Annotated in this window: 13 protein-coding genes; 8 read left to right on the forward strand and 5 right to left on the reverse strand. The window is 43.5% G+C overall.

Annotated features, from left to right (window positions below):
* Window positions 1–1659: helicase-related protein (locus AAAU26_RS11115; RefSeq protein WP_349181059.1), on the forward strand; the 1659-nt coding region annotated here is incomplete at its 5' end.
* On the forward strand, window positions 1656–1988 hold the full coding sequence (locus tag AAAU26_RS11120; protein WP_097791173.1) for a plasmid mobilization protein: 333 nt from the start codon (window positions 1656–1658) through the stop codon (window positions 1986–1988). The genes AAAU26_RS11115 and AAAU26_RS11120, both read left to right, overlap by 4 nt.
* A 52-nt stretch (window positions 1989–2040) precedes the next feature.
* Here the strand turns inward: AAAU26_RS11120 and AAAU26_RS11125 are convergent, their stop codons facing one another.
* Window positions 2041–2391, reverse strand: coding sequence for a hypothetical protein (locus tag AAAU26_RS11125; protein ID WP_097791174.1), 351 nt, complete (start codon window positions 2389–2391; stop codon window positions 2041–2043).
* An 87-nt stretch (window positions 2392–2478) separates the two neighbouring features.
* On the opposite strand from AAAU26_RS11125, the gene AAAU26_RS11130 reads away from it, so the two are divergent.
* Window positions 2479–3864 carry a relaxase/mobilization nuclease domain-containing protein gene (locus AAAU26_RS11130; protein ID WP_113993105.1) on the forward strand — a complete coding sequence of 462 codons (1386 nt, stop codon included), beginning with the start codon at window positions 2479–2481 and terminating at the stop codon, window positions 3862–3864.
* A gap of 216 nt (window positions 3865–4080) precedes the next feature.
* Here the strand turns inward: AAAU26_RS11130 and AAAU26_RS11135 are convergent, their stop codons facing one another.
* From AAAU26_RS11135 to AAAU26_RS11150, 4 genes are all read right to left on the reverse strand, one after another.
* Window positions 4081–5682 (reverse strand): ATP-binding cassette domain-containing protein, encoded by a 1602-nt coding sequence (locus AAAU26_RS11135; protein ID WP_197037433.1) that lies wholly within the window; start codon window positions 5680–5682, stop codon window positions 4081–4083.
* 366 nt (window positions 5683–6048) lie between these two features.
* A complete protein-coding gene (locus AAAU26_RS11140) occupies window positions 6049–6807 on the reverse strand; it encodes a DUF4097 family beta strand repeat-containing protein (protein WP_156071312.1) in 759 nt (252 codons plus the stop codon).
* Between the two features lie 39 nt (window positions 6808–6846).
* A complete protein-coding gene (locus AAAU26_RS11145; protein ID WP_156071309.1) occupies window positions 6847–8139 on the reverse strand; it encodes a radical SAM/SPASM domain-containing protein in 1293 nt (430 codons plus the stop codon).
* Between the two features lie 256 nt (window positions 8140–8395).
* On the reverse strand, window positions 8396–8638 hold the full coding sequence (locus tag AAAU26_RS11150) for a helix-turn-helix domain-containing protein (protein ID WP_156071305.1): 243 nt from the start codon (window positions 8636–8638) through the stop codon (window positions 8396–8398).
* A 166-nt stretch (window positions 8639–8804) separates the two neighbouring features.
* Between AAAU26_RS11150 and AAAU26_RS11155 the strand changes: the two genes are divergently transcribed.
* The 5 genes from AAAU26_RS11155 (at window position 8805) to AAAU26_RS11175 (ending at window position 12015) form a co-directional block, all read left to right on the forward strand.
* A complete protein-coding gene (locus AAAU26_RS11155; protein WP_227619401.1) occupies window positions 8805–9521 on the forward strand; it encodes a LytR/AlgR family response regulator transcription factor in 717 nt (238 codons plus the stop codon).
* Window positions 9518–10843 (forward strand): sensor histidine kinase, encoded by a 1326-nt coding sequence (locus tag AAAU26_RS11160; protein ID WP_156071299.1) that lies wholly within the window; start codon window positions 9518–9520, stop codon window positions 10841–10843. Before AAAU26_RS11155 ends, AAAU26_RS11160 begins: the two co-directional genes overlap by 4 nt.
* A 101-nt stretch (window positions 10844–10944) precedes the next feature.
* Window positions 10945–11547, forward strand: a complete 603-nt coding sequence (locus tag AAAU26_RS11165) for an accessory gene regulator B family protein (protein WP_156071295.1) — start codon at window positions 10945–10947, stop codon at window positions 11545–11547.
* On the forward strand, window positions 11531–11698 hold the full coding sequence (locus AAAU26_RS11170) for a hypothetical protein (protein ID WP_156071292.1): 168 nt from the start codon (window positions 11531–11533) through the stop codon (window positions 11696–11698). Before AAAU26_RS11165 ends, AAAU26_RS11170 begins: the two co-directional genes overlap by 17 nt.
* A gap of 125 nt (window positions 11699–11823) precedes the next feature.
* Window positions 11824–12015, forward strand: a complete 192-nt coding sequence (locus AAAU26_RS11175; protein WP_156071289.1) for a hypothetical protein — start codon at window positions 11824–11826, stop codon at window positions 12013–12015.
* Window positions 12016–12567: the final 552 nt, after the last annotated feature.

A 12567-nucleotide genomic window follows, 5' to 3' on the forward strand; every position in this document is an offset into this window, starting at 1 on the left:
AGAACGAGATTTGCCAAGTTCTTCAACCTCCCGGAACTGATGTCCATGTTCAAGGAGGTTGCGGACATTAAAACATCCGACCAGCTCCATCTGCCTGTGCCCGAAGCGAAGTTTGAAACCGTGGTGGCGAAACCGTCCGACATCCAAAAGGAAATGGTGCAGGAACTGAGCAAACGTGCCGCAGAAATCCACTCCGGTACCGTGGATGCCTCAGTGGACAATATGCTCTGTGTCACCAACGACGGCAGAAAGATCGGCTTGGATGTGCGCCTGATGAACCCCATGCTGCCGGACGACCCCAACAGCAAGCTGAACGTATGCGTTCAGAACGTGCTGAAGATCTGGGAGGAAGGCAAAGACCAGAAGCTGACCCAACTTTTGTTCTGTGACCTCTCAACACCAAAGAACGATGGCAATTTCAACGTCTACGATGACATTCGCAAAAAGCTGGTTGCTGCCGGTGTGCCGGAAAACGAGATCGAGTTTATCCACAACGCAGATACCGAAGCAAAAAAAGCGGCATTGTTCTCCAAAGTGCGCTCCGGCGATGTGCGAGTTTTGCTCGGAAGCACGGCGAAAATGGGAGCGGGCACCAACGTCCAGTCCCGGCTTGTGGCGGTGCATCATCTGGATGTTGGCTGGAAGCCCAGCGACATGACCCAGCGCAATGGTCGCATCATCCGTCAGGGCAATATGAATAAGGAAGTCAAGGTGTTCAATTACGTCACGGAAGGGACATTTGACTCGTACTTGTTTCAGACCCTTGAGAATAAACAGCGGTTTATCAGCCAAATCATGACTTCCAAATCTCCTGTTCGCTCCTGCGAGGATGTGGACGAACAGGCACTTTCCTATGCGGAGATCAAGGCATTGTGTGCTGGAAATCCATTGATTAAAGAAAAAATGGATTTGGACGTGCAGGTGGCAAAGCTGAAGGTGTTGAAAGCCGACCACCAGAGCCAGAAATTCCGCTTGCAAGACAAGCTGCTCACAAAATTCCCGGCTGACATTCAGGAAACGAACGCCTATATTGCCGGGCTGAAAGGGGATGCACAGCTTGCCGACGCCTATCCGCAGGGCAAGGAGGAGTTTTGCGGCATGACCATCAAAGGTGTTGCCTACGATGAGAAAAAGACCGCCGGTGAGCGTCTGGTGCTTGCCTGCTCCGAACTGCCCAACGCCGAAGAAAAAGTGATCGGCAGCTACCGGGGCTTTGAGTTGTCTCTGCGGTTCGATACCTTCCGCAGCGAATATCAGGCGATTCTGAAGGGGCAGCGGAGGTACCCGGTGCCCTTGGGCACCGACCCACTGGGCAACATCATCCGTCTGGATAACTCCCTGAACAACTTCCCGGAGCGTATCACCGCCGCAGAAAACGAGCTGGATACCCTGCATCAGCAGCAGGCAGCGGCACAGATTGAGGTGGAAAAGCCCTTCCCGCAGGAGGAAGAACTGGCAGAGAAGTCCGCACGACTTGCAGAATTGAACGCTCAGTTGGATGTGGACGAAAAGAGCCACGAGCCGGAACAGGATGAGGAAGAACAGGAGGATGCACCTCGCCGTCCCTCGGTGCTGGCGGCACTGGAAGAAAAGTCGGACAAGACGGAGCCGGTGAAGCCCTTCCGCAGTTATTACGACAAGGATGGTGATGCCCGGTGAGCGACCGCCGCGACCAGCAACTCCATTTCCGGGTCAGCAAGCCGGAATTGGAGCGGATTCGGAACAAAATGGAAGCCAGCGGCATCCTGAGCATTGGCTCCTATCTGCGCAAGATGGCACTGGACGGGTATTGTCTGCATCTGGATCTGCCGCAGCTGCGCCGGATGGCGTATCTTTTGCAGATGTGTAGCAACAATCTGAACCAGTACGCCAAAGTAGCCAATGAAAACGGTCAGATTTATACTGCCGATCTGGAGGATTTGCGCGCCCGGTTGGATGAACTGATCAGCGTCAGCAAGCAAATTCTTGCAAAGCTGACCGAGCTGTAACACTGCCCGCAGTCAAACACTGCGGGTTACATAAATTTTATTAGCATAAGGATTACCACTCATCTTCGTCCTCGTCATCCTTATTGAGCAGTAAATCTTCAAATTCATCGGCATCATCCGACGCAAGCCGTTCCGGGTGGAAGCGCATATCAAGCTGCTCCTGCGCAAGCTTCCGAATCTCAGGCCGCTTGTCATGGGCTTTGTTGTTCAGCCATTTTATTTGTTCTTTGGAAAGTCTCCATGGCAAAGAAAGCAGCTTGTTTTCGATCATCTGCGCAGAGCGTACATCTGGCGGCAGAGCAGCGCACTTTTTACAGATGTGCGCTGTATGACCTTTGCCCGAAAACTTTTCATTTGCTTTGTACTCGTCGCAGACTTTACAATAATGTCCGTGCTTTTTCATGGGACAGATTCCTTTCACAGATATTTTTACCAGTGTATCAGATTTTGAAGTCAATTCCAATTTATTTTTAAGAAAAGGGGGCGTTCGATGGCCGCAACACGTTTGATTGCGCTGCACAAAAACAGGGGCAAGTCGGTTGCGGCCTGCCTGAAAAGCCGCACGGACTACGCGAAGAATCCTGACAAAACGAACAAGGGAGAACTGGTCAGCAGCTATGAGTGCAGCCCCTTGACCGCAGACGAAGAATTTATGCTTTCCAAGCGGCAGTATGAATTTGTCACTGGGCGCATACAAAAAAATGATGTGATCGCCTATCAAATTCGACAGTCTTTCAAGCCCGGTGAGATTACCGCCGAGGAAGCCAACAAGGTGGGCTATGAACTTGCCATGCGGTTTACCAAGGGCAAATACGCTTTTATCGTTGCCACCCACACAGACCGGGAACACATCCACAATCACATTATCTACAACTCCACTGCGCTGGACAGCACCCGAAAATTTCGGGATTTTTTATTATCCGGGCTGGCCGTGCAGCGGTTGAGCGATTTGATTTGTCTGGAACATCAGCTGTCTGTTATTGAAATCAAGCCGTACCGAGAGCGGCAGAAGCGCACCCTTTATCCACCCAGAGAAAGTAATCGTGATAAGCTGTGTGCCGTAATCGACAACATCCTGCTGAACGAGAGGCCCGCAAATTTCGAGGGCTTTCTTCAGAAGCTGGAACAGCAGGGCTACGAAATCAAACGGGGAAAGTACACTTCGGTCAAAGGAACACGGCAGAAACGCTTTATCCGTTTTCGGACACTGGGCGCGGGATACAGTGAAGATGAAATCAAGGCGGTCATTGCCGGAGAATCCGAACACCGCCCGTATCAGAAGCAGCCACCGAAAGAGCAGCCGTTCCACCTGTTGGTGGACATTCAGGCAAAACTCTCCGAGGGCAAAAGCGAAGGCTATGCACGGTGGGCTAAACGCTACAATTTGAAAGAGATGTCCAAGACCCTGATTTTTTTGCAGGAAAATAAAATCGGCAGCATTGAGGAGATGCAGGAGCGTGTGGATGCTGCTACTGCTCACTATCACGAACTGGGCGATTCCATTAAAGATTCTGAAAATCGACTGGCAGAAATTGCGGTGCTGAAAGCACACATCATCAACTACGCCAAGACGCGACCAGTCTATGATGCCTACCGAAAGACCGGATACAGCAAGCACTTTCTGGAAGGTCATCGTGCAGAGATCACACTGCACAAGGCAGCGAAAGCGGCATTCGATGAAGCTAACCTGAAAAAGCTCCCCAAGGTGAAAGAACTGGATACGGAATATTCCAAGCTGCTGACGGAAAAGAAAGCACTCTACCCGGACTATCGTAAAGCGAAAGAAGAAATGCAGGAGCTTCTTCGTGCAAAGAGAAACGTAGAACTGTTCTTTGCAGAGGAAAAGAGCAGCACCGAAAAAACGAAGTCCCGATAAACGAAGATAGCCTAGGACCCTTCCCTCATGGAAGAGCCCTAGGCTATCTTTTTTGTTATAAAAGTGTTTGGAACAAACGCGCAGCCTGCATCGCACGATGCGGAACGATAGGGGATTGGGCACAGCCCAACAAGCATTTTGAATTTGGATTTGAAAAATCTGATTCAAAAATCGCGAGTTGGTACCAGCTCGCCCTGCTTGCCACCTCGTTTTCCTCTAGTTGCCTCGAAGATCGGAAATATCGATTACCTCATCACATTGTTCCAATACCTTCTGATCATGTGAAACCAATAAAATGATCGCCTGCATTTTCCTTTGTTTGAGCAGCGTCATCAGCTTTTCAATGCTATCTTTGTCAAGAGCAGAAGTCGGCTCATCCAACAGGATCAAAAAGCTTTCTTTACTTAATGCTCTTACAATTGACAGCTTTTGTTTTTCTCCCCCTGAAAGATTGTTGCCGTTTTCATTGATGTCTTTTGTCAGAAGATCGTCTATTTCCAGCATTTCTATGAGCATTTTTTGTGTCTCTGCGACAGATTGGCTTTGCTCAATTCCAAAATTCAAAAATGCCTTGACCGACATATTCAACATGACTGGAGTTTGTTCAACATAGGAAATTTTCTGCCGCCGGAGCAATGGCATATTGAGCCGATCGATCGCAATTCCGTTATAGGAAACGATTCCAGACGTTTCTCCCGAAAAAAGACCGATAAGGGCGTTCAAAAAAGTTGTCTTGCCAGTTCCATTCTGGCCGTACAGACCATAAATTCTTCCTCGATAAAATGTAATGCTGCAATGATCCAAGAGCATATGGCTTCCATGCCGGAGAGAAAAGTCTTTGCATTCAACTTTTTGAATCGAATCGATCCCCTGTTCCCCTTTTTCCTCGTCGGGTGATTTCAAAATCTTTTCAATACGTTGAAAAGATATTTTGGCATCCTGATAACTTCCAGCCAATCCAATAAAGTATGAAATTGAGCTGATAATCATATTGAAATACGTGTTTATTATGGAAAAGAAACCAACACTAAGACTACCTGTACTTACTTTGTAGCCGCCAATCCCGACAATGCACACATAAATCAATAAAACTACAAATTGATTTAAATTTGTAAATACGTAGCTTACTTTGATTGCATGTATCGATGATCCCATCATTTTATCAAAAGCTTCTTGAAATCGACTTTTCATCTCAATATTCAAGGTGTTTCTTTTAATATATTCAAACTTATTAATCTGTTCTGAACAGCGTGAAAAAAACTCATTCGATTTTTCTTTTTGTATCCTCCGAGAGATATACAATCCCTTCTGATTCCAGAGAAATGTAATAATATATACCGGTATCACAGAGAAAACAATCATACAAAGCAATTTATCTGCTCTTAGCACAATTATAGCACTAATAATAATTGTCGCAATTTGAAAGAAAAAGCTTAGTATGTTGGCAGAGAAAAAAGTTACAAGTGTAGAAGTATCTTTGTTGATTTGATCTATATAATAAGCATTATCAACATTCGTATACTCGCTGTATCTTGAGTTAAAAATTTTTTGATAGATATTACTACTGATACTTGCAACTAGCTTCTGATTGAATTTTGTTGATGCCACCGACATAAAATATCGACAGAACATTTGCAGACTTCCAATAACAGCGATAACTACGACAAACCAAATAAGCAATTTAAAAGATATCTCTGTAATCAGAAAATCAATATAAAGTCCAGATATGTATGGAGTCAATATTCCAATAAGCCATAAAAACAATGTGATTGAAAGATAGGCAATCGCTTCTCGCCTAACCTCCTTGATTTTACTCATTAAAAAGCAAAACATTTTTATCACCAATCAATATCATAAAAAGCAAGAGCATTGCAACCCTATGGAGAGAATTCCCAAAAGAATCACAATGCCCTTGCTCATATAATTGTGTCAGCTCATGGTAAATGTGCCTGAACACTCATACGAATTGTAAATCGGCTCGCACGTAAAATCAAAATCGTAACACTGACTCGGGCAAGGCGGTGTGTATCCAATGAGACACAAATCCTCAGGACATTCATCGCATACTCTCGGCATGTTAACAATGGGAGGAATTAAAATGTTCATACTGTTCTCCTTTCGATTATAATATTAGAGATAACATCAATATTAGCATGCATCTACCGATGCTATTCTCATCCATCATTAATTTTTAAAATGGACTTCGATTCGACCATTCTCCACGTAGAGATTCATTGCGTGTTGATTCGCAGCATCCAAGCGAGATTTCAACATACAAGAACCATTTTTGACCCTAGCCTTTACCGTGTAATCCTCATACCTGCCTACAACATCTCCCTTGATCTCTCCGTTCTTCACCGTGCAATCGTATTGAGAGGAAGTTGGATGTTCGAACACTACGGAGCCGTTTTCAATTTCTGATTTTATTCTGTCAGACTGTGTTTTTGAAAACACCGAAGATCCATTTTTTAACTCAGTGCAGATTTCCTTGGCTGTAATAGAATCCATCTCTACATTGCCTCCGGACGGATTTTCTACAACGATCGACTTATACTGACGCTGGGGCAGGACAATCTCCAGGTCATAGGCGCTGTCCACCTCAAACTGCATAATCGTTCCGTTGATGGTGACAACTTTCGGGGGTGGGGCTTTTAATTTTTGGACGACCAGGGTGCCGTTCTCGACCTGAATCTCGTACAGTGCTTCCGCTGTCGTATCCGCATAGCGGACGCAGACTTCCTCTCCCTCCCCCGGTAGGAAGCGGACCGTCGACCCCTCCTCCTGGACTTGGACAGCGGTCACTTCCTCCAATGTTGAAAACTGTCGCCTTACCGCCTGTACTTCTGTGGGTTGCTCTGCCAATACATGCATTCCCATCCCCCCCATCACACTAAAGATCCAAACAGTAGAAACCAAGGGAATCAAGAATCGCGATACAGGCATATTATTACCTCCCTTTAATATTTGAGCTTTGTTCAGACATTATGTTGTGGAAACAAGGGTTCGTGTATATTCAATAAGGTAGTCCTTCATGCGAAAATTCAATTGATGACAAATTGTTTTACCTTCCACACGACTATGGGGGCAGCCTCCCATACACACCGGCAACAGCTTGCATTCTTTGCACTTGGGATCTTCAAAGAAATCGCAAGATGAATATTCGGAAATCAATTTTGTGCTTTGCAGACTATTTTCTCCAAAGTTGATATTCCCGACTGCTTTTGAAATCTCACCAATATCGTTCCAGCACTTATACAAATATCCTTTTTCATCAACGACCCACCCGTTATAGAAATCAGAAACGCAGTGATTGCCACGAGGTCTCGGATATGTTGTTTGAAACGGAATATTGTTTTTCTTCATAAAATACAAGTTGTATTTTGAATAGAGTTCATTTGTAAGACATTTATCAGCCTCATACGTTCCATTGTATGGAATAACCAGCCCGAGATAGGGGTGGATGTATTCCAACATGTTTTCTTGCTTCAAATGAGATACTACCTCGTTGGCTAATTCGATATTTTTAATATCGACGTTGATTCTTAGATGCACATGTAAGATACCACAGATACTTTTTAGATTATTCATAATAACATCGTATGTTCCCTGTCCATTAACCGTTGGACGCCGTTCATTATGAATTTCTTTTGGTCCATCCACAGTAACTTGTGCATATCGTACATTATATTTTTTCAGCTTTTCTGCATTTTCCGGCGTCAAAAGATACCCATTTGTAATAATTCCCGCTTGGTATTGAAGCTCTTTCTCTTCACACAAAGCTATAATCTGTTCGGACAGGCTTTCGATGACAGACATTCCCAAAAGAGGTTCTCCACCAAACCAAGTAACATTAATGTTTTTCACTCCATCCAAGTGGGATTTGATAAAGTTCATCAATGCAATTTGTGTTTCCCCATCCATCAGGGAATTGCCATAATGCCCTTTCTCAAAACAATAAATGCATCTGAAATTACACGCCATCGTAGGTGCAATAGTTAAGGATAGCAAATTCTTGTTATACCGCCCCTGCATCATATTGGTTTTGATTAGGAACTTCTCGTCCACTTCTGCTGGAAGCAGATAACCGCATTTCAAAAGATTCTTGAGGAACTCCGCATCCTCAATTTCTTTTCCTTTCTCCTGAAACCCCTTATACTGCTTATACTGATCTTCATGCACTACTGCCAGTGCACCAGTGCGTGAGTTGTAAAATACAATCTGATCTTTGCCCAGGTCATCATAAATGAAGTTGTAGGCAGATTCCTTTAGGTGCATTTTAATCCCTCCTGTGAACAACTTTTGTCTGGCAGCCCTTATTCCAGCGCTTTGGTCGTCTTTATATTAGCACTGTTGAGAGATGAATTTGGCATTTTTCAGTACAAACAGGCTTTTGTGCAGTGAAAAAGGGAATTGTGGCAGCTGTGGCCTCCTCTACACAAAAAAAGATCCCCAAAAACGCGGCTTCTTGCTGCGCCACTTCTGGTAAATCAACGCATATATAACAAAAGTGACCTTGGTTCATTCACCAAGGTCACTCGATCCCTAAGAGCCACAAAACGGAAACATTCAACGTCTTTGCTATCATCTTTATCTCATAATCAGCAACAAAGCGAGTGCCGATCTCAATTCTACTGATACAGTCTCTTTCTAATTCCACTCCTTCCAGCTTTAACCGTACAGCCAACGCTTTCTGTGATAGATGCATCTTGATTCGAGCTTCTCGAATGCGTTCTCCGCTAATATTTTTCTTGCCATTAAAATCATAGATTTTCATAGGCACGCCTCATTTTATGCTAATCATCAGAACTTTTCTTGACTTTAGCATAAATCCAAGCTTTAATTGTGCTAAAGATAAGCACATCTTAAAAAATCATTGACAGAGTGAGGCAAATAGCTGTATGGTAAAAAGAAAAAGGCAAGTCGAAAGGTGCGTGTCTCTTATGAGAATTGCTATTCTTGATGATGATCCGCGATTCTCTGATAAATTATATCAGAAAATCAGTATGGAGTTTGCAAAACGAGATTGGGCTTTAAACTGCCGTATTTTCTCCCATCCGCAAGATCTGCTAAATTCTAATCTTGGCACTCTGCACGCTGTATTTTTGGATGTTGATATGCCAGAGATGAACGGCCTGGAGGTTGCCTCTCAAATCCGTCAGCACTACCCCGACCTTATATTGGTATTTATAACGGCCTTTTTGCAATTTGCCCCCAGTGGATATAAAGTTAGTGCTTTCCGTTATATTTTGAAAGAAAACTATATAGAAGAACTTGACTCCTGTCTGGATGCGATTCAAGACAAACTCTTGGACGGCAAGGAAACGATCGTGGTTGACTCAAAAAACCTTCAGATTGAAATTCCCTTACGAGACATTTTATACGTTGAGGGTACTCCCTATCGTTGTGTTTTATTACACACAACAGAAGCTGCTTCCCCTGTATTAGAGTGCCGTGGAAAAATGAACGATTATACCGAACGGTTGTCTGGCAAAGGCTTTATTCGCCTGCAAAAAAGTTTTCTCGTTAATATGTCTTATATCAGCAAAATTTCAGGATATACAGCGCAATTACGAAATGGCGAGATCTTAAAGGTCTCTGAAAAAGATTACAAAGCAATCTGTGCAGAGTATCTTATGTGGAAAGGCCGCCGCTTATGAGTTATGAACTATCCCTCCTCTTAAACTATTTTGTAGTATTTATCGAAGTTTTAGCTTTTATGGTTTTTTCCGGCGCTTTCTTTCAGAAAAAGATCACCTCAAGTAAATTTATACTCTCTACCGTTGTGTTGACGGGTCTGAACTTTATTTGCCTGGCGATTTCAGAGTCAAATGTGCTTTTCAAGCTGGTGCTTCTCACTTGTGTTGACTCGCTTTGGCTCGTTGTAATATACCGTGTTCCTTCGATAAAATGTATCGCAATTTCAGTTTTGTTTTCATCATTTATAAACATTGCCGACAATTTCTTTTTTATGGCCATTACAATTCTGAAAAATATCACCATGCAAGAATTGTATCGTGACCCATATGGATACTATCTGATTTGTTATATTGCAAAGATCTTTGAAATATTGCTATTTACGATTTTCAAATCAGCTGTAAAACAGCGATTTTATTTTCATCACACCACATGGAAACACTGGTTGAAAATTTTTGTTTTGCCCATTGTCTCTATGTTTATTTCCGTTTTCTTGTGGCATTTATATTGGATCGTTCCTTTTGCTGCAAGAGAAATCTTATTCTGCACAATTGCTTTGTTTATAATGAATGCTTTTGCATTTATTACGCTAAATTATTTGGATCGAGAACAGCAGCTTATCCAAGATAATACAGTTTTGACACAAAACATCAAATATCAAAACGATATTGTTGAAGCTTGGGCAACCGCCTATAAGAACCAGCGAAAAATGACCCATGATTTTCAAAATCAACTCAGCATCATTTACGGCTTGGCAGAATGCGAAGCTCCTCATAGCGAATTGTTGCCCTATATTCAAACGGTCATGAAAGATAGTATGAGCACTTCACTGATCGTTAAGACGGGCAGGCTGGTTGTAGATGTGCTTTTGAGTCAGAAATACCATATCGCGCAGTCAAAAGGGGTTCACTTCTTATTTCAATTGGATGATCTCACCTGTTTTGGACTGAAAGATGAGCATCTTGTTGTTGTCCTCTCTAATTTGGTTGACAACGCCATTGAAGCTTGTGAGAAGATCACAGATGATAAAAGTAAAAAAATCACCCTTGTGATGAAAGTAGAAGAAGAGAGCAGTTTTCTTTATATTGAAAATATGACCGCATTTCCTGTAAAAGTTTTAGACAATCAAGTTGTGCTGCCTTCCAAACGATCCGAAGAACACGGCTACGGATTGAAGAATGTTGCTGCAATTCTAAATCGTTATAAGGCCGTTTTTGCCGTAGCCTATAAAGAAGATTCGAGCCTATTTTGCTTCTCTGCCCAAATTCCTGAAACTCTTTCATAAGCGTATACCGATTTCACTGCAAAAATAGCCAATCTCACTGCAAAATCTACATATAGTTCTAAAAATGTGTTATATACTGTCCAAAGAGAGGTATAAAACAGATGCTTCATAGCATTTCCCGCCGATTGACCGAATGGTTTTTCCGGCACAATTGGGTCGAAGAAAACAATTACACCTGGTGTCTTTATGTAGTTGAAAAAAAACTTCTTCAATTCTGTTTTCTTCTGATCCTGTCGATTTGTTGCATTATTTCCAATCAATATTTCAACACGCTTGTTTTTATGGCAACAATGTATTTTTTGCGTCGGCGAATGGGTGGATGGCATGCTCCTTATAATTGGATGTGTATTCTGCTGACAACAGTAACAACCTTCATTGTTCTTTATATATTCGCCCCTGTTCTGATGCGCATAAATTCGCTCACCATGTGGACACTTGATATTCTATTGATTCTAGCTGCATTTAGAACCAACCCTATTTATCCGCCGCAACTACACTTTGAACAAGAAATCATATCTTCAAACCGGAAAAAAAAGAATTTCACACTTGTCTGTATTACAATCATACAAGTCATTTCTGTCCAGCTTGGGTTCCCTCAGGTACTGATTTTTAGTTTTAATGGCATACTAGTCAGTATACTGCTTATAGTGGCCGAGAAAATCAAACAGAAGCATGGAGGTTTTTTGTATGAAGCTGTTGAATAACATCGGAAAAGAAATCCTGAACCGCGCCATTGTTCTCGAGCGATTTGGCTGGCCTCCTTCTTGCATGGGAGGCGTATATCAGCCCGAGCGTCCCGTTTGTAACTATCCCCAGCCGGATCATGAAACTCCTCCCAAAGAACCCAACAAGTAAAATAATGGACACAAAGACCTCAAACGAAGCTTCCCATATCCCTATTTGGAATATACAGAAGAGTCGTTTGCGGTCTTTTTTATTATTTTCACCGCAGATCTTTCTCACATGAAAAGGAGGTCCTTATGCAGAACGATTTTCGATCCGAGCTGTACATTTCTACCTGCCCCCGATGCGGCACCCGCCTCATGTGTGGAAAGATCATCGTCACCGGTTTGCAAAAATGTTCCAAGTGCAACCGGCACTGGGTCATCCAGATGGAAAAGAACAAAATATCTGTCACACGGGCATCCCTCTATTTTGAAGAGTTTGCCTGAGACCCATTCAAACTGAATATTGCATGAGACATATTGTATCTGCGTCGGATTGGGTTTAGCCCTCAGGGACGGAATTCAGGAGTCAAGAGTTTGTCAGATAGGACTGGACCGGCTATAGGCCGGACGAGACCGGCAGACGGAAGCGATTTCTTTAGAGAAATTGCGGCTGTCTGCCGGTCTTTTTTGCGTTTCGGGATCTGCTTCCGTCGCCCCTTTGGGAGTGACGTATGCGCCGAGGCTGGGAGACGTACATCGCCCGATATCCCTGAGCGCCAGATTTTGCACGTTCATTCACACGTCAAGATCTGGAGGGTAAACCCATGCGCTTTAATCCTGTGGAATGCGGAAAGAGAATGAAAGCTTTGCGCGAAAGCAAAAACCTCACACAAATGCAGCTTGCCGAGCAGCTCAATATCAGCCTAAATCATGTAAAAGCGCTGGAGCACGCCAGAAGGCTGTTTTCTATTGATCTTGTTAACAGACGTATTTGGTTGCAGTGTAAAGAGCGTATCGAAGATAACGAGAGCCACGCTTTTCCATGTGTGCATAGCA

The sequence above is a fragment of the Faecalibacterium longum genome, assembly GCF_040094125.1.
GTDB lineage: Bacteria > Bacillota > Clostridia > Oscillospirales > Ruminococcaceae > Faecalibacterium > Faecalibacterium longum.